Origin of the sequence: Pseudovibrio denitrificans JCM 12308 (assembly GCF_001310815.1) — a bacterium.
GTDB lineage: Bacteria > Pseudomonadota > Alphaproteobacteria > Rhizobiales > Stappiaceae > Pseudovibrio > Pseudovibrio denitrificans.
The window spans coordinates 249,916-266,686 of record NZ_BAZK01000007.1; the positions used below are offsets into that span (position 1 = coordinate 249,916).

17 protein-coding genes are annotated in these 16,771 nt (G+C 53.0%); 9 read left to right on the forward strand and 8 right to left on the reverse strand.

From position 1 onward, the window contains the following. Positions 1-175 precede the first annotated feature (175 nt). Both JCM12308_RS11345 and JCM12308_RS11350 read left to right on the forward strand, forming a co-directional pair. Positions 176-772, forward strand: a complete 597-nt coding sequence (locus JCM12308_RS11345) for a HupE/UreJ family protein (protein WP_054783829.1) — start codon at positions 176-178, stop codon at positions 770-772. 145 nt (positions 773-917) lie between these two features. Continuing rightward, complete coding sequence (locus JCM12308_RS11350; RefSeq protein WP_054783779.1) at positions 918-1,826, forward strand: aminoglycoside phosphotransferase family protein; 909 nt, start codon at positions 918-920, stop codon at positions 1,824-1,826. Between the two features lie 27 nt (positions 1,827-1,853). On the opposite strand, the gene JCM12308_RS11355 is transcribed toward JCM12308_RS11350, so the two are convergent. Together JCM12308_RS11355 and JCM12308_RS11360 are read right to left on the reverse strand one after the other, a co-directional pair. Beyond that, entirely contained in the window at positions 1,854-4,121 is a 2,268-nt protein-coding gene (locus JCM12308_RS11355; protein WP_054783780.1) for an autotransporter family protein, read from the reverse strand. A 152-nt stretch (positions 4,122-4,273) separates the two neighbouring features. Next, positions 4,274-7,147, reverse strand: coding sequence for a beta strand repeat-containing protein (locus tag JCM12308_RS11360; protein ID WP_054783781.1), 2,874 nt, complete (start codon positions 7,145-7,147; stop codon positions 4,274-4,276). A 494-nt stretch (positions 7,148-7,641) separates the two neighbouring features. Between JCM12308_RS11360 and JCM12308_RS11365 the strand changes: the two genes are divergently transcribed. Then, positions 7,642-7,977 carry a hypothetical protein gene (locus JCM12308_RS11365; RefSeq protein WP_054783782.1) on the forward strand — a complete coding sequence of 112 codons (336 nt, stop codon included), beginning with the start codon at positions 7,642-7,644 and terminating at the stop codon, positions 7,975-7,977. Further along, entirely contained in the window at positions 7,974-8,345 is a 372-nt protein-coding gene (locus tag JCM12308_RS11370; protein WP_054783783.1) for a nitrile hydratase subunit alpha, read from the forward strand. Before JCM12308_RS11365 ends, JCM12308_RS11370 begins: the two co-directional genes overlap by 4 nt. A gap of 20 nt (positions 8,346-8,365) precedes the next feature. Here JCM12308_RS11370 and JCM12308_RS11375 read toward each other — a convergent pair whose 3' ends face one another. Continuing rightward, positions 8,366-9,109, reverse strand: a complete 744-nt coding sequence (locus JCM12308_RS11375; RefSeq protein ID WP_054783784.1) for a DUF4344 domain-containing metallopeptidase — start codon at positions 9,107-9,109, stop codon at positions 8,366-8,368. 102 nt (positions 9,110-9,211) lie between these two features. After that, entirely contained in the window at positions 9,212-9,574 is a 363-nt protein-coding gene (locus JCM12308_RS11380) for a VOC family protein (protein ID WP_054783785.1), read from the reverse strand. Positions 9,575-9,798: 224 nt separating this feature from the next. Between JCM12308_RS11380 and JCM12308_RS11385 the strand changes: the two genes are divergently transcribed. From JCM12308_RS11385 to JCM12308_RS11400, 4 genes are all read left to right on the forward strand, one after another. Further along, complete coding sequence (locus JCM12308_RS11385; protein ID WP_208978468.1) at positions 9,799-11,571, forward strand: sensor histidine kinase; 1,773 nt, start codon at positions 9,799-9,801, stop codon at positions 11,569-11,571. A 36-nt stretch (positions 11,572-11,607) separates the two neighbouring features. Further along, positions 11,608-12,285, forward strand: a complete 678-nt coding sequence (locus JCM12308_RS11390; RefSeq protein WP_054783786.1) for a response regulator transcription factor — start codon at positions 11,608-11,610, stop codon at positions 12,283-12,285. Between the two features lie 154 nt (positions 12,286-12,439). Then, positions 12,440-12,997 carry a cytochrome b gene (locus tag JCM12308_RS11395; RefSeq protein ID WP_054783787.1) on the forward strand — a complete coding sequence of 186 codons (558 nt, stop codon included), beginning with the start codon at positions 12,440-12,442 and terminating at the stop codon, positions 12,995-12,997. Positions 12,998-13,135: 138 nt separating this feature from the next. Further along, a complete protein-coding gene (locus JCM12308_RS11400; protein WP_128647377.1) occupies positions 13,136-13,735 on the forward strand; it encodes a chloramphenicol phosphotransferase CPT family protein in 600 nt (199 codons plus the stop codon). Here JCM12308_RS11400 and JCM12308_RS11405 read toward each other — a convergent pair. From JCM12308_RS11405 to JCM12308_RS28280, 4 genes are all read right to left on the reverse strand, one after another. Beyond that, positions 13,716-14,345: an LbetaH domain-containing protein gene (locus JCM12308_RS11405; RefSeq protein ID WP_054783788.1), complete on the reverse strand. Its 630-nt coding sequence runs from the start codon at positions 14,343-14,345 to the stop codon at positions 13,716-13,718. The genes JCM12308_RS11400 and JCM12308_RS11405 overlap by 20 nt on opposite strands. Then, on the reverse strand, positions 14,345-15,034 hold the full coding sequence (locus JCM12308_RS11410) for a ceramidase domain-containing protein (RefSeq protein WP_054783789.1): 690 nt from the start codon (positions 15,032-15,034) through the stop codon (positions 14,345-14,347). The genes JCM12308_RS11405 and JCM12308_RS11410 overlap by 1 nt, the downstream gene beginning before the upstream one ends. A 77-nt stretch (positions 15,035-15,111) precedes the next feature. Then, positions 15,112-15,651 (reverse strand): sulfite exporter TauE/SafE family protein, encoded by a 540-nt coding sequence (locus JCM12308_RS11415; protein WP_164845291.1) that lies wholly within the window; start codon positions 15,649-15,651, stop codon positions 15,112-15,114. Between the two features lie 23 nt (positions 15,652-15,674). After that, entirely contained in the window at positions 15,675-15,824 is a 150-nt protein-coding gene (locus JCM12308_RS28280) for a hypothetical protein (protein ID WP_164845292.1), read from the reverse strand. 224 nt (positions 15,825-16,048) lie between these two features. Between JCM12308_RS28280 and dsrO the strand changes: the two genes are divergently transcribed. Continuing rightward, complete coding sequence (dsrO, locus tag JCM12308_RS11420) at positions 16,049-16,768, forward strand: sulfate reduction electron transfer complex DsrMKJOP subunit DsrO (protein WP_054783791.1); 720 nt, start codon at positions 16,049-16,051, stop codon at positions 16,766-16,768. The last annotated feature ends 3 nt before the right edge of the window (positions 16,769-16,771 follow it).

The window sequence follows — 16,771 nt, forward strand, 5'->3', positions numbered from 1 at the left end:
TCTCAATAGTGTTTTCTACAGGCAATCTGGCGTGATTTTCCCAAAAGAATGCGGTTTGATTGCTTGCCTGCAGAAAACAAGTCAGTTTGGCGTCACCTTGTGCGGTCACCCTGCACCCTAACTGACGACATGGACTGCGCGTGCTGCTGCGCGCCCAATATTGGATATTGCACTGATGAAATTGAGAGAAACTGCCGGTTTGACGGGTCTTCTGGCAGTATTGATGTTGATTGCTTTGCCCGCTCAGGCTGCCGCATTTTCTACGGCACAAGCCAAGGCGGATTTCCTTCACGGTCTGTGGCATCCGCTTGGCGGGCTGGACCATATCCTGACCATGGTTGGCGTTGGTGTCTGGGCCGCGCTGGTGTTGCACCAGAAGCGCTTAATCTGGCCACTGGTGTTTACGCTTGTCATGTTCATGGCGTTTTGGGCGCGTTACTTGGGCGTTATTGTGCCATATGTCGAGATGGGCATTCTGGCCTCCGTCATCGTGATTGGTTTGCTCGTGGCGTTCGCTCTGAAGCTGCCTGTGGTCGTGGGCGCGCTGATTGTTGGTGTGTTTGCGGTGTTCCATGGAGCTGCCCATGCTGTTGAGGCCAATGCGAACAGCCTGCTGATTTACGCGCTCGGCTTTTCCGTTTCCACCTTCGCGCTGGGTCTGGCCGGTATCGGGCTTGGTTCATTGACCGAGTGGAACAGTGGCCGCATGTTCCTGCGCGCGCTCGGAGCCATCACGGCGCTCTTCGGCCTCTACCTGATGTTCGTGGCCTAGTGTCTCTTTCGAGCGACAGTTTTTGAGGGAATGCCTCGGTTTTGAGGCTTTCCCTTCGCAAGCTCACTCAGTTCTGCTTAAGTCAAGGTGCGGTCTCGACCGCGCCTTTTTTATTGCTAATTTTTAAGTGTGATTGCGAGTTTCAATGAGTGATGACCGTTTTGTTGTAGCGCCAGAAGTGGTGCGGAAGATGCTTGATGAGCAGTTCCCAGAATGGAAAGACCTGCCTCTAAGGTGCGTTGAGAACGAGGGCTGGGACAACAAAACACTCCGCCTTGGCGATGATTTGAAAGTGCGTCTGCCAAATGCTGCGGGTTATGTTCCGCAGGTTGAGAAGGAGTTTAAGTGGTTGCCAAAGCTGGCAAATCAGCTGCCCGTAGCCATTCCTGAGCCCGTCGCTCTTGGCAAACCCTCAGCAGATTATCCGTGGCCGTGGTCTGTTTATCGCTGGATTGAGGGCCAGACGGTTTCTGCTGCCACCATCAGTGACATGAACGTATTTGCGAAAGATCTGGCAGGCTATCTGCACGCGCTTTGGGCTGCGGACACGACTGGCGGGCCGATCGCGGGCGACCATAACTTCCACCGCGGCGGTGATCTCAGCGTTTATGACGAAGAGACCCGTTTTTTCCTTGCTGGCGTGACGGGTGATATTGATGCCAAAGCCGCGCTGATGATCTGGGCGCGGGCTCTTCAGTCTAAATGGACAAAACCCGCCGTCTGGGTGCAGGGAGACCTCTCAACCGGGAACATCCTCACGCGGAATGGCCGCCTCAGTGCAGTCATCGACTTCGGCTTATGCACCATTGGCGATCCCGCTTGCGACTTAGTTATCACCTGGAAGTTCTTCTCTGGCGCTAATCGGGAGTTTTTCAAAACCATGGTCGATGTGGACCAACCTACCTGGCACTGCGCCATGGGCTGGACCCTCTGGAAAGCCATCCGCACCCTCTACTACGCCAAACAAGACAACATCCCGGAAGAGCAACAGGCGGCCAAAGCCGTGATTGAGGCCGTGCTATCTGACGCCAACCTCACGGGCATAAAGACTTAAGCCAAACCCAAAACGATTTTCTAAGAGCTAGAAGCGCAAAGAAAATCGGCCCTGAACCGAGTTCCGAGATGTATTCTCAGAAAAGCTGCCTGCGTAGTTGAGTGAGGCGGAAAAATTCCCTGATTTGAGAGTGAGCCCTGCTGATGTGTTCAGATACGTCCGGTCTGCACCGAAGACTAATTCTTCTACTGCAGCTGCCTGATAAACTTCGCCGGCAACTTCATTGCTCGTAAGTGCGTGAAGTACCCCAAGTTTTGCATTTGGCTGTACAACCCATTCTCCAAGATTGAAGTCGCGACTCCAACCGAGGTTGGCAGACAAATAGAGGTCACTCTCGTTCAAATCGCTGTAACGAGTATCCAAGTGGCTTGTACCAGAGGTGGTGAAGTCATCTTGCTTGAACCACACATGAGTTAAAGCAACTTCGGGCGTGAAGCAGTTGCCAGCGAACTCACTCTTGTACTTCAATGCCAATCTGGTCGTGAGAGTATCTGCTGTGAAAGAGCCTGTTCTGGATCCTGTACTTGTGGCATTGGCAAAATCATTCTCAGAATGCGTGTAAAGTGAACTCAAGCCCAAAAGAGCCGAGCCATACTGATAGGATGCCTGTACACCTACGGCATAAATTTTGATATCTTCGGAGCCGTTCTCAAAGCCATTCCCGGTAAAATCAAGTTTCCCTTGGCCGTAGTAACCACTTGCTCCAACAAGGATATTTTCTGTGATTGTGCTATTCAGGCCGACAAGCAATCCCTGAGAGTAAACATTGTAACCCACGGGGTCATAGTTGGCAGCTTGCTGGGATAGGACACCCTGCATGTAAACCTGAGTTGTCTGTTCAAAGCCATCGCCATACATCCCAGACGGTGCGGCTTTGTTAATCGCAGCTAGTCCCTCGCTCTTTGGAGCAACTGGCGCATAACTGTTGAGGGACTGTTCTGAATTAATTGAGGAACTCAGGCTGTTAAGCCAAAGGTTATCCAGTTGCCCATCGACCAGATTTTGCAAGTTTAACGCCATTTGCCGGGTTGCCGCAGCAGATACAAGCGCAGCGGAACTCTCTGGAGCGTAATTGAAGATGATTTTCTGTTCACCTGCCGTATCGGCTTGCTCGACAAAACCAACAGTCCAGTCTGTGCCAAGTTGAGAACGAAGCACATCAATATTGGCGAAGTCCTCAAACTGACCTTCTGTCAGTGTCTTGTTCTCGACAAGGCTTGGTAGAGTATACTCACCTTCCCGCAAGTTGACTGGATCAACGTAGACGTAAAGATCTGCATTATCAAAGGTAACGTTGTTGCCGGTGTCCGACTGAATTGTTCCTTCATAATCAGTAAGCTGTAGATCTGAACCCAGTAGCATGCCGTAGTTCTCGATGCTCAGGTCAAAACCATCAGTATAGACTTGGTAGGCTTTACTATCCGCGTCTCCTGACGCGCTGGCAAGGATAAGTCCTTGAGAATCTAGTGTCAGATCGTTCTTAAGATAAATGCCGTAAGCGTTTGCTGTATCATTGTCTCCCCCATGCGAAATGGATTGCGCCCTCGCAGAAATGACACCTGTGTTTGTGAGTGTTCCTGAGGCTTGTGCTACGCCATAGGCAGTTGCCTGGTCTCCATATGAAGTTGCGTCAGCCTTAATGATTGCACTGTTGCTTTCAAGACCTCCACTGACACTGTAGGCATAGACATATTCGGCTGGAGTGCTTGAAGCTGATGTCCCGCTGATTGCTTGAGCAATGATATCTCCGCTGTTTTCTCCAACATCAGCGCGAATACCATATGCATATGAGAAACGGGACTCACTTTCCGCTTTTGCATGAACCTGATGGCTATTCTTTGTGACCTCAGCACCTGCATCCCCCGCAATACCAGTTGCATAGACAAAGTCGTCTTTTGAGGTAGCAAGAGCCGTTACTTTTTCCCGGTTTTCGAGTGAAACCACATCATTGAGGCCGGTGGCATAGACAAAATCTTCTGAGTGGCTCTCAACATGGATCTGGCCCTCGTTTACACCAGTAGCGCCATTGATGCCGTAGGCGTAAGTGCCAGTATTGACTGTACCTACATCGCTTGTTCCAGCACGTGCAAAGACAGTGATGTTTCCGGAGTTTACTCCAACGTCCCCATCAATGCCGTATGCTCTTGTCAACAGATCTCCGTTACTCAGGTTGTTAGCAGAAGTTCCATTGGCTTCTACGTAGATGTGGCCTGTGTTTTCGGTAATATTCGCCTGAACACCATAGGCTTGGACTGTGGCATCTACATTGTGTGTGTTCGATGTACCTGTAACCAAGCCACCGTTTGCAAAAACCGTTATTTTGCCAGTGTTTTTCGCAATAGTTCCATGAATTGGATCATCGGAGTTGAAAGCGGTGAGTTGAATGCCATAAGCTTCTGCAGTGCTATTGATATCACGATCAGATTCAACGATATCGCCGGATTGAGCTAATACCTCAATAATACCAGTGTTTTCAGTAAGGTCGCTTGGCGTAGAGCTCCATCAAAATCGTAGATCCCGTAGGCCCTGCTGTAATCTGCCTGCGCGATTGAGATGGATGTTATGGCTCCGTGGTTGTTGTCCAACGGACCATCGATACCTTTCGCGCGAGTATAATCCTGCTCGGAAACGGCTTTCACATAGATATCGCCAGTGTTTGTGGTCAGGTTACCGTCTGTAAGATCGATACCCGTAGACTGAACATAGCTTTCCTTAGAAAACCCGCGAGCGCTGATCTTACCGCTATTGGTATCAATTGAGCCTTGAAAGATGTCGATACCTGTCGCCTGAACATACCGCTGCTCAGATTGTCCATAAACTTCAATGGCTCCGCTGTTGGTGCCAATATCGCCTTCGTAAATGTCGATACCTGATGCCTGCACGTGGTCGGTACCTGAAATGCCTGTCACATTGATAGAGCCGGAGTTTGCGGTCAAATCGCCTTTGTATGTATCGATGCCGTAAGCGTGAACATAGTCCGCTGCAGATTCACCATGAACAGTTATGTCGCCATTGTTTGTGCCCACCGCTCCTCTGAGGCCAGAGGTTTGTACATATGAACTGACGGTACCGCCATCGTTCGTTCCCGCAACTGCTTTGACCCAGACAGTGCCGGAGTTTGTGGCAATGTTGCCTCTAATGCCATAGGCCTCTACAACCAGGTCCGCTTTGCTGGCCCCCACAATGGAAGAGCCAGTTGCTGCTACCTTAATATCGCCGGTGTTCGTGCCCACATTTGCAAGAACGCCAATTGCGTCTACCCGACCATTCTCCTCATTGATGTCAGAAGAACCTGTGAGTTCTGCGCTGTTTGCGATGATCTCTATATTACCATGGTTTTCAGAGATGGTTCCATAGATTGGGTCGTCTGAATTGTAAGCCTCAAGAAATATTCCATAGGCTTTGGCAGAGGCGTGAATATTGCCGCTCGTATCGTCTGTGTCACCAGCTGCTGCAACTACACTTATGTCACCGCTGTTTCGAGAAATGTTGTCAGGGGTATCTCCACTTTGATAGCTGTGCAGGCCATAAGCTCGTGCAAATGTGCTGTAGTTATCAGTGCCAGCGAAAGCTTCAACTGAGATATCGGCATCGTTTGTGTTGACGGCACCACTGATGCCGAATGCTTGAGCATAATCATTGGTCGAGAGGGCCGAAACAGTGAGTGCCCCCAAGTTAGCGGCTGTATTGCCTTGCACTCCATAAGCGAAAGCTTGTTGAGCTCCACGAGCTGTAACCTGAATATTACCGCTGTTCGTAGTGACTTCGCCCTGAATGCCGTAAGCATACGCGTATGAGTTCTTGCTCACGCTCGTTGTGACCAAATCACCGGTATTGGTATCTGCTCCGCCTTGAATTGAGTAAGCATAGGCCTGTTCTTCCGTGCTTCTGGCCGTTGCGTGAATGTCTCCGATATTTTCGGTTACACCATTTTGAATGCCAAAAGCGTAGGCATAGTCCTCAACTGCAGTTGCTTCCGCTCTTATGTCGCCTTCATTCTTCTGAGTGTTTCCTTGGATGCCGTGAGCGTACGCAAAGCCTTCAGTGGTGGTGCTCTCAACTTTAATTAGTCCAGTGTTAGTGTCCACAACACCTTGAATTCCATAGGAATATGCGTAACTTTCGTCAGAAGTTGCAGAAACGGAGATCGAGCCTTCATTGGTCTCTGTCTGGCCTTTGATACCGTAAGCGGAGACGTCTTTTTTGCTGGATCTGGAGCTAACCTCGAGACTACCAGTGTTCTTTGTCCTTTCAGCCTCAATGGCATAGGCTCGGACGATATCATCTCTGCTAATTGCGGAGATGTGAATATCACCGGAGTTCAGGCCGAGTGTTCCACTGCTTATGCCGTAAGCCTCGACCTTTTCATCTTCTGTTTCACTCAGAACGGTAATATTGCCGGTGTTGGTCCCCACCTGCCCACTGGTTGCGCGTATGCCATAGGTTTCGATGCGTCCGTGTGTTGAAGATGCATCGACAAAAAGTGTGCCCTCATTATTGCTAAGAGACCCACCATGAACATCGATTGCAGCAGCTTGAACCCGGCCATCAACAGCAACGCCAATGACGTTGATATCGCCAGTGTTTGTACCCACTGTTCCGTCATATGCATATATTCCGAAGAGCTGCGCGTTGTCTCCAGCCGTCCCGGAAATTGTAATATCACCGGTGTTTAGGGTTACTGTCTCTTCATACGCGTAGAGGCCACGGGCCTGAACAGTACCTGTTTCGGTAGAGGCAGTAACACTCAGTTCTCCGTGATTGGTAATCAAGTCGCCACGAATGCCGTAAGCGTATGCATCTGCGCTGACAAATCCTGTCGAGGCTTCGCCATTACCTGCAAGAGCTGTAACCGAAATCTTGCCTGAGTTTTCGATATTTGTGGCAATCAGTCCCGTAGCTTCAGCATTTGTAAATGCCTTGCTACCGGCTTTTGCGTTGCCACCGCGGGCCCAAAGAGTGATATCACCGGTGTTTTGAATATTCTCACCCCGGATGCCGGTAGCATCTGCTTTAGAAGACGCATCAGTGCTGGATGTCGTATCGCCAGCGGTCGCATCAATGAGGATGCTGCCAGAGTTGGTGATCTCATCATCCGTCTCAGACCATAAGCCGACTGCATCGATTGACAGGCTCTCTGCGTCTATCGATGTCTGACGTGTCAGATAGAGCGTGACGTCTACGTCAGAAGTAAATGGTGCAGGTGATGAGAGAGCTGCAAGGTATACTTCCTCAGTAAAGGCGTCATAGGCATCGACCCCATTCCAGCTTTGTACTTCAGCAGGATCAGAAGTTGCTCCGGCATCGACACTGCCAGTCAAAGCATCTGTTGAGCTTAAGGTTTCACGGTAAAATATTGCTCTCTTGTCACTGGCTGAGCCATCAAATCCGGCGTAATCGCTTCTGGTCTCTGTAATGTAGTATTGTTTTCAATTGGTTCCGCATAAACGGACTGAACCATAAAATACAACAGACCGCTTAACGCAGTCGTAGAGAACAAACGCTTCACATACATCGGAAAAAATACCCACCCCAACATTTAATATGTAGGTAGCAGATAAATCGATAAATATGAATGCAAATGTATTACCGATTACATTTAAATACATATTTCATGTGCGCTATATCATAGATTGTAGGATTTGGCTTCTTCTTTACTTTTACGTAAGGTGTAACTAATTCTCTGCTTTGAAAATTATTCTCGATTACATGTACCTGTCTGCTTGTGCCTATCGCTACAGAGGGGCCATAAAGACTTAAGCTCCATCCCCTAGACTGGCTTTCATCTTGTTCCCGGTATCAAGGATGAGCGGTGATGGAGAGGGACTTTGAGTTGTTGCTGACCCGCCGGATGTGGGAGGATCCGGCGTTTGCGGAGCTGGCGGAGAGGGATGCTGGGGCTGCTCTGAAACAGTTGGGCGTAGAGGTTGATCCTGCTGTCAAAGTCCGGATCATTCAGCAGCGTGAGGATACTCTGTATCTGACCATTCCACCCGCAAAGCCGGAGGATGAGTTGAACGCGACGCTGGATCTGAACCAGATGGATCTGTGGTTCAGCGGGGATATGTTTGTCTGGCTGTCCTCGGTTTACAACAAGGTCAAGCTGCTTGGCATTCGCTCTTCCATCGCAAAAGGGAAGGGGGAGGCATGACCCAGCAGGACAACAACGCCTTCGCGGAGCGGGATTATCGGCGGATGATCAATGACCCTGACTATCGTCAGCGGTTGATTGAAGATCCGAAAGGAACCCTCTCAGAAACAACAGGTTACGCGTTCCAGCAGGATGTGCGTGTTGAGGTGATTGAGCAGGAGCCGGATACCATTTGCATGATGATCCCCATCAAACCGAAGGGGACAGAGGCGCAGGTTGAGCAGGCGTTGCACAAGTCCACCGAGCGCACGTTTGACCTGCTGTTTTCCTCGGGCATCGGCGGGTATTTTATCCCGAGCGATAAGCTGAAATGGGTACTCCGCGATATGCGCCGCAGTTGGATCAGAAAGCTGGGGCTTAAGCTGTAAACCCCAGCAAATGCCTCAAATCAGTTCTCCAGGTTCGCCTGATAGATTGATCGCAGATGCGGGATGAACTCGGTGCAGAAGATGATGGACGCTTCTTCCGGATCATAAAACGCGTTGGGCTCTCCGCAGCTGTCTACCTTCACGATCACTTCACTCGGCAAGGACATATCCTGCTCAAGGTTTTTGACTTCATCAGAAAGCACCTGATTGATCAGCTCGGCCTCTTTGCCGCTTCCCTCGTGGAAGACCAGCGGAACGCCGGATTCCGGGGACATTTCGTCAAACACAGCCCCCCAACTGTTGGCAGCTTGCTCATACTCCACCGGGCACATCTGCGCGCGATCTTCCGGCAAGCCAAGGTCATAAGCCAGATCCTCGCGCTTTTCTGGATCTGCGCCGTAAAACAGGCAGATGTGGTTGTAGTAGCGCTGCTGGTCTGGGCCATGCAGATCCCACCATGCCACTTCTTCAACGCCATCCGGGTCATTGATGTAGCCAAACGCGCTGTTGAAAGCGAGTTCCTGCGCGGCTTCTTCCTCATAGAGCCAGTCGATCATCATCACGGAGAGCACGTCAGCTGCGTCTTCCTCTTGCCCGAAGATCGGCACCTGCATCTTGTCGATCACAGCATGTCCGATCTCGTGGTAGAAGATGGACAGGATGTTGGCTTCAACAAAGGCGTCCTCTGCTTCATCCGCTTGCGCGCCAAGAGGTGTGAGCAGTGAGACTGCACAGGTGGCAGCAAGAAGAAGTGAACGAAGCATTGGCGAATATCCTCAGTGGCATTTGAAAGTATATCTTACTCAAATGCCATTTATAGGCAAGTTCGCCAAGCCTTTTGTGCTATGTGATACATCTGAGTTCAGCTAGCAGTGGAAGTTGAGCTTGTTGCCATCCAGATCTCGGCAGTAGGCTCCATAAAATGCTTCTCCGCGCGGGCCGGGAGGGCCTTCGTCTTTGCCGCCCAGTTGCAGGGCAAGAGTATGCAGGTTTTCGACTGTTTCGCGGTCTTCTACCCGCAAAGCCACCATGGTGCCATTGCCGATGGAAGCTTCCTGCCCGTCGTAAGGTGTGTTGAGTACGATGAGTGGTTTGCCCTCGCCAAAGCTCCAGGCATAAAGCCGGTTGTTTTCAAAAACCCGCGTGGCGCCCATCTTGCCCAAAATGGCATCGTAGAACGCGCAGGCGCGCTCAAGGTCATTGGTTCCCAATGTAATATAGCCGATCATATGGTGTCTTGATCCTAATCGATTGCGGTGAATTGCAGAGCGTTCGAAATCTGTAGAGGATGAAGTTTCATTCCCCTAAGTAAACTACAGTGCCAGCTCTAAGTAAATGCAGAAGAGCAAGAGGCTGATGCCCTTCGTCGCCCTAGGTGAAATACCTATTGCAATCGAGTGGGATCGCTGGTTCTTTCGGATTATCTAATATACGTTGCACTCGGGATTTCTGTATGGGAGGCTACCTTCAGCGCGCTGTTTATGCAGCGTTTTCCGCGATTGTGCTGCTTGCTCTGCATGTGGTGGCAGAACCTGTACACGCACAGTCTGAGATGGTGCGTGTGGGCATCCTTTCTTATCGCGGCAGTCTGGAAACACAACGCACATGGGCGCCGACCATTGAGCATTTGCAGCGCGAACTGCCTGATGTGGAGTTCTCCTATCTGCCTCTGACCCTTCAGCAAATTGCGGAGCAGGCAGAGCAGCTGGACTTCATCATCACCAATCCCGGCCACTCTTTTCAGCTGGAACGTATTGCGGGCGTCAGCCGCATCGCCAGCGCACGCTCGCACGTCAACAAGAGCGAGATGCAAGATCTCGGCTCCGTCATCTTCACCCGCACCGACAGTGGCATCTCCACCTTGATGGATCTGAGGAGCGTTACTGCTGGAGTAGTCTCAACAGAAGCATTTGGTGGCTATCTGGCAGCCAAGCACAGCCTGCAAATGAGCCTTGGCAAGGAGGCGGAGCTACAGGTGAAACCTCTCGGCTTTCCGCAGCAAACGGTGGTGGATGCGGTGGTGAATAGAAGCGTGCAAGTGGGCATTGTCCGTGCCTGCTTGCTGGAGAGCATGAGTGCCGCTGGCAAGCTGGATAAATCCCAGATCCGCGTCCTTGGTCAGCAGTATGATCCGGAGTTTGCCTGCGCCAGAACTACAGAGCTTTATCCGGGCTGGGCCTTCCTGAAAGTGCCCGGCGTTTCACCGCAGCTCGCAACACGCATCACGCAGGCGCTGCTTTCCATGCCAGATGGTGCCTGCACGGATGAATGGCTGGGCCATGCCAACTGGATTGCACCGGTCTCTTATGCTGCCGTGGAACGGGTCTATCGTGATCTGGCGCTCTACCCCTACAACAAGGACTTGCGCCAGATCCTGAAGGATTGGGTGGAGCGCAACTACTTTTTGCTGGGTGTGGTGATTGTGCTCAGCGGTGCGTTTCTGCTGCATGTGGGGCACGTGGAGTTTCTGGTGCGCCGTCGTTCTCAGCAGCTGGAAGCGGCGAGTGACAAACTGGCCGATGCCTTGCAGCGCAATCTGATGCTGGAGAATGAGCTGGCCCATGCTGGCCGTGTTTCTTCCATGAACATCCTCGCAGGCAGTCTGGCCCATGATCTCAAGCAGCCGCTTGGCGCCATCTCCACCTTCGCCCATAGCTTGCGGAAGCGGCTGGATCGGGGGACGGCAGATGAAGAGACCCTGCAAAAGCAGCTCACCCGCATTTCGGAGCAAGCCAATCGAGCCTCTGACTTCATCAACTCCATGCGCAGCTTCCTCAACAAGCAACCGGAAGCGCGTCGCCGGGTAGACCTGCGCGAGCTGGTGGACGAAACCGTGATGCTCATGCGCACCTTTGCCACCAAGCATGACTGCCAGCTGCATTGGGAACCGCCAAAAGAGCCTGTGTTTGTCTGTTGTGATGATGTGCAATTGCGGCAGGTCATGGTGGTGCTGCTGCAAAACGCGCTTGATGCCACAGTCGAGGCTGGACTTGAAGGCGGAGTGATCTCCATCCTGCTGGAAACCTCCGCTGGCAGCTGCGCGTTGATGGTGTGCGATCAGGGCTCCGGCATTCCAGAAGAGCTAGAAGAGAAGGTGTTTGAGCCGTTCTTTTCCAGCAAAGGCAGTTTGGGTCTGGGGCTGGCCACAGCGCAAAGCATCGTTGACAGCCATGAGTGTGAGTTGACCCTGAGCCCTGCGCCAAACGCTGCACATGCGCAACGGTGATGCTGCCACTGGCAGGCCCACAAACAGAGGGAAACCATGACACAACAACCCGCTAAACCGCTTTATGGACCAGAGGCCGAGCCTGTGATCATCATCATTGATGATGACGATGCCATGCGGGAAGCGCTGGTGTGTCTGGTGGAGTCTGTCGGGCTCAAAGCCGTGGACTTTGAACGGGCCGATGACTTCCTGCAGTCTGACCTGCGCCCTTGTGTTGGTGTCATCATCACCGACATGCGCATCCCCGGCACCAGCGGCCTCGGTTTGCTGGAAAAGCTGCGCGCCTCCGGCCAGCACTTACCGGTCATCGTTATCTCTGCTTTTGCTAATCTGCGTGATGGTGTTCGTGCCATGAGCCTTGGTGCGGTGGATGTTTTAGAAAAACCGTTCGACGAGCAAAGCCTGCTCGACAAGCTGCAGGATCTGATTTCCGAAACGCGGGACCGCGCCAGCCAATGCTGCCTGACAGCACAGGCCAAGATGAAGGTCGATCGCCTCACCAACCGCGAACGTGAGGTGATGGGTTACCTCGCCCAAGGTCTGCAAAACAAAAGCATCGCCAATGCGTTAGGTCTTAGCGTCAAAACCGTGGAGATCCACCGCCACAACGTCCTCACCAAACTGGAAGTCCAGACCCTCGTCGACGTCTACCAACTCACCCAAAGCGCCGACCGCGCCACGGGTTCTGGCCGGTGTTGTGGGGTAAACTCTTAAGCCCATCCCCCAAACTTAACTCAAAATTTCAGGTTACCTTCAGGATCGCGTGGTGTTGTGTCGGCGTTACGAGGCGGCAACCGGGGTGCTGATGGCACTCCTGAAGCACAAGGCAAAGAATGAGTTGCTGCCATAAGAAGAACTGGCAGAAACTATGACTGATCAACAATATGTGCGCTCCGCCCGCATCCTTCACTGGCTGATGGCCCTTGGCTTTCTCTCCATGTGGACGACCGGTTACATCATGAAGATGGACTCTCTGGAAGATACACCGCTGGAAGAGAGCCTGTTTGACATTCACATTTCTTTGGGCGTGACCTTGTTGGGTCTGTTGCTGCTGCGCGTAGCCATTCGCCTGCTCAACAAACCACCGGCACTGCCTGCGGGTCTGAGCTCCTGGGAGAAACTCGGCTCCCATCTGGGGCATCTGGGCCTTTATGTGCTGCCGCTTGTCACCATGCTGGTTGCGTGGGCAGAGGTTGATTTTGGCGGCCACGGCGTGAAGTGGTTCACCATCGCAATGCCAAAGATCTTCCCAACCATGGAAACCTTTGCTGGCATCAAACTGGAAGATGCTACAGCAACTGCACATGAGCTGCTCGCATGGTCTCTGCTGGCGCTGGTCGCGGTGCACGTGGCTGCTGTTCTCAAGCACAAGTATTGGGATGGTCACGACGTGATGGGCCGCATGAGCTTGCTTGGCAAGAAGTAACAAGACGCGGGGGAGGGCTGGTCGCAGCCTATCGCCGAGGGCTTATTGGGGTAGGCCCTCGGTTTCCGCAGTTTCTCTGCCTAAGTCTGTTATGCTTTCCAAAACGGGAGACTATCGATGACATCAGGCTGAGTTGTTCTGCTCAATGGAGCACCAAGGGCGGGAAAGAGTTCCATCGTCTCCGCACTGCAAAGCTCTGCCGAGGAGCTCTGGATGAACCTTGGTGTGGATGTTGTCGTCAAACACATGACACCGGAACGAATGAGACCGGGAATCGGGCTGAGGCCGGGTGGGGAGCGGCCTGATCTGGAAAACTTTGTTTTCCGCTCTTACAGTGCGCTTTACAAAAGCATCGCCGCACACGCCGCGCTTGGCATGAACGTGGTCGCAGACCTCGGCCACCACAACAGCTACGCCACGCCTGATGGCCGTTGGGGACACTACCTGCAGGAGCTTGAAGGGCTGAATGTGTTGATCGTCGGGGTGTTTTGCCCTCTCGATGAAATCATGCGGCGGAGGGCTGTAAGTGAGGGAGACTATCTGACAGCCACTGCCCAAGGGGATGTGCCGCTCCCCGTTCAACGTTGGCAGGACGAGGTTCACAAACCCGGGATTTATGATCTGGAGCTGGACACGTCCACCCTTTCACCAGAGCAATGTGCTGCGGAGATCCAGCGTGCGATTGCTTCTGGCGGCAGGTTTGAGGCCAAAAACAAGCTTATTGCGTTGCTAGACTGAGGTGCTCGGCTTGCTGATCGACGGAGGTAAGCCTTGGGATGATGGTGGCAGGCTTCAGCAGAGTCCCGGGTGCCAGCACTGAGTTTGCGCCGACTTTGCTCCGGTCTCCAATCAGGGACCCGAACTTGATGGCGCCGGTTGGTAGCTCTCGTCTGTCCTGAATGAGTTTAATCTCTTTCTCCGTCCATTCATTGCGATGGTTCGCGACCACAACGCCTGCTTCCAGATTGACGTTCTCGCCCAGAATGGAATCTCCGAGAAACCCAAGATGCGCCAGCTTGGAGCCTTTTAGCATGAAGCTGGATTTGACCTCGCAGAACGGCCCAACTGCACAGCCTTCACTCACGTAAACACCGCCGCGCAGGTAGCTGCGGGAGGAAACAAAGGCGTTCGGCCCAATGATCATCGGGCCTTTCAGCGTTGCCCCATCTTCCACCGTAGCGCTCTCATGAATGGCGACAGTGTTGGTGATGCGGTAGCCATCTGTGAGCTGGGGCAGCAAGTCTTTAATGATATCAGCTGCGTTGCCGGTCAGCTCCCACGGTGCATCGTTGATAGCCGCCAGTTCTGTCTGCTGCCAGTTGGCAAAGTAGCCGCTGAGCTGGATCATCAGGAGGCTCCTTTTGGTTTCATCTTCAGCACCAGCGCGGCGAGGAGCAGGCCGATCATGAGGCCGTTGAGCAGGTGCCACATGAAGTGGGTGCCGAAGCTGATGGAAAAGCAAAGGGCGATGTCGATGGTTCGGAACGCCAGCGAGATCACAAAGGTGGCCACCGCAAACGTAATGTACGTGCGGGCAGGATGTTTGCGCAGCTGCATCAGCACGGTTGCGACGAGCAGTGCGACGACGGCAGGCAGATACTGCATGGAACCGTTGAGAGGATCCGGCCCTGCCTCCAGACCCGTCACCACTGCACTTGAGCTGAACCAGAAGATGACGGCAGTCAGGCCCACAGCAATGGCACTGGCGCGCAGCGTGCGCAGCAGGTTTTCGCCGGTCGCGCGATAGATCACCGTAATGATGTAGAATGCAACAAAGCTCCAGATCGGGATAACATCCGCCAGCTCTGACCATGTGTTCGCAAATGTATGAAACAGGAATGAGCCGACACCGATTGCCGCTGCCAGAGTGATGAGCACAAGTTCTGCCAGATCTGCGTTACCCCGCCTGCGCACCAGATACAGGGCCACCAGCGCTGCAACGATAAAGCTGAGGTTGCTCAATGCGTTCAGTGGTTCATTCCAGAACCCCGGTGCAGTTCGCTCACAGTAAAGGTCGATGTAATCAGCAGGCAGCATGGTGAAACTCAAAGCAGGAGACGGACCGCAAGGTTAGATCAGGTGTTGCGCGGATTGTAGTGCGCAACTTGCGATACTCAAGGCATAATCATGGAAATGCCAGAGCCAGCCAGAACCAGGTCAATCATGCGGTCATGCTGTTTGGAGCTGAGCTTGTTGAGGATCGCCTTGGCGGCATATGTGCCAAGCGTGATGGACCCTCCTACCAAGGCGCCACCAATCAGAATATCGGTGCTCATCACATTCAGATAACTGAAGGTCGCGGCCTTGGAGCCGAACACGAACAGGGAGGCCGCCGCTTCCGTTGCAATCAACGCGCTTTTGATGAGCCCGAAGGACGAAAACACCGCAAGGCTCAACGGGCCGGAAGAGGCCACAAGACCGGTGAGAAACCCGATCAGCGTTCCGCCCAGCACAAGGTGGACTGGCTTGGAGCCGATGTTTTTGGAGCGCAGCAGATAGCGCACGGGGATGAGCACGAGGAAGAACATCCCAAGGATGGTGCTGCCAACGGATTCCGGTATGGCAATCAGCAGGTTCGCCCCAAGTGCTGCCATGGGAATGCTTGGCGCTGCATAATAGAAAACCGCACGCCAGTTGATCTCACTCCACCACACAATCACGCGCCCGCAATTAGCGATCAGGCCGCAATCGCCATGATGGGAATGGCCGCCTTGGTGCCAAACACCGCCACCAGAATAGGCAGCAGAATGATCGACGACCCTGTGCCAACAATGCCGGACAAAACACCAGCAAACATGCCCGAAAGCACGATAATCAATATGCTCAAATGAACCCCCAAATCGAATGGGAGCAACCTACGTGCAAATTGTGGTGAGACCAAACGTCTCTGCTTTTTTGCTGTGAAGAGCGGTTTACGAAATTATCGATTGTTTACTCCCCGCCACATCTAGGGGAACTCCCCTAAACCGGCAGATAACCTCCCCAATATTTTTGTTGCTGGCCTCCCGGTAGCTTGGGAACAACCCAAACCGTGACACTCCGGGGGGAGACATGAATTCAAGACGTGAGTTCCTCAAACTGGCCATGGCAGGCTCAACGGCTGCGGTGGCGGCGCCGACGGCTGCTAGTGCGCAGGCGAAGCCCAAGCGCTGGGGCATGCTGGTGGATCTGCGCAAATGCATCGGTTGCCAGGCCTGCACCGTGGCCTGCACCATTGAAAACGATGTACCGGAAGGCCAGCACCGCACAGCTGTGCCAGTCTATGAGCTGGATGGTCCAGATGGCCCAAGTCAGGCCGTGTTGCCGCGCTTGTGCAACCACTGCGACGAGCCGCCTTGCATTCCGGTGTGTCCAGTCAACGCGACTTTCAAAACCGATGAGGGTGCTGTGGTGGTGGAAGCTGAGCAATGCGTGGCCTGCGGCTACTGCGTGCAGGCGTGCCCTTATGAAGCGCGCTTCATCAACCACAAAACCGGTGTTGCCGATAAGTGCACGTTTTGTGTGCATCGCACTTCTGTCGGTTTGCTGCCGGCCTGCGTTGAAACCTGCGTTGGCAACGCCCGCGTGTTTGGGGATCTGAACGATCCGGAAAGCGATATCCGCAAGCTGATGGCGCAGCATGAAACCAAGGGCCTGCGCCCTGAGTTCAAGACAGGACCAAACGTCTATTACATCGGGCTGGATGACAGGCTTGCCTCAACCGTTGCGGTTGGCGGCGGTGCCCGTGATTTGCGCCAAGGTCTTGAAACGCCTGCACATGGGGAGGTGTGAGTT

Coding starts and splice junctions, on each gene's coding strand:
- JCM12308_RS11370 (WP_054783783.1), top strand. CDS start 7,974: ATGACCCAGCAGGACAACAACGCCTTCGCGGAGCGGGATTATCGGCGG.
- JCM12308_RS11365 (WP_054783782.1), top strand. CDS start 7,642: ATGGAGAGGGACTTTGAGTTGTTGCTGACCCGCCGGATGTGGGAGGAT.
- dsrO (WP_054783791.1), top strand. CDS start 16,049: ATGAATTCAAGACGTGAGTTCCTCAAACTGGCCATGGCAGGCTCAACG.
- JCM12308_RS11405 (WP_054783788.1), bottom strand. CDS start 14,345: ATGATCCAGCTCAGCGGCTACTTTGCCAACTGGCAGCAGACAGAACTG.
- JCM12308_RS11395 (WP_054783787.1), top strand. CDS start 12,440: ATGACTGATCAACAATATGTGCGCTCCGCCCGCATCCTTCACTGGCTG.
- JCM12308_RS11350 (WP_054783779.1), top strand. CDS start 918: ATGAGTGATGACCGTTTTGTTGTAGCGCCAGAAGTGGTGCGGAAGATG.
- JCM12308_RS11390 (WP_054783786.1), top strand. CDS start 11,608: ATGACACAACAACCCGCTAAACCGCTTTATGGACCAGAGGCCGAGCCT.
- JCM12308_RS11380 (WP_054783785.1), bottom strand. CDS start 9,574: ATGATCGGCTATATTACATTGGGAACCAATGACCTTGAGCGCGCCTGC.
- JCM12308_RS11345 (WP_054783829.1), top strand. CDS start 176: ATGAAATTGAGAGAAACTGCCGGTTTGACGGGTCTTCTGGCAGTATTG.
- JCM12308_RS11410 (WP_054783789.1), bottom strand. CDS start 15,034: ATGCTGCCTGCTGATTACATCGACCTTTACTGTGAGCGAACTGCACCG.
- JCM12308_RS11375 (WP_054783784.1), bottom strand. CDS start 9,109: ATGCTTCGTTCACTTCTTCTTGCTGCCACCTGTGCAGTCTCACTGCTC.
- JCM12308_RS11385 (WP_208978468.1), top strand. CDS start 9,799: ATGGGAGGCTACCTTCAGCGCGCTGTTTATGCAGCGTTTTCCGCGATT.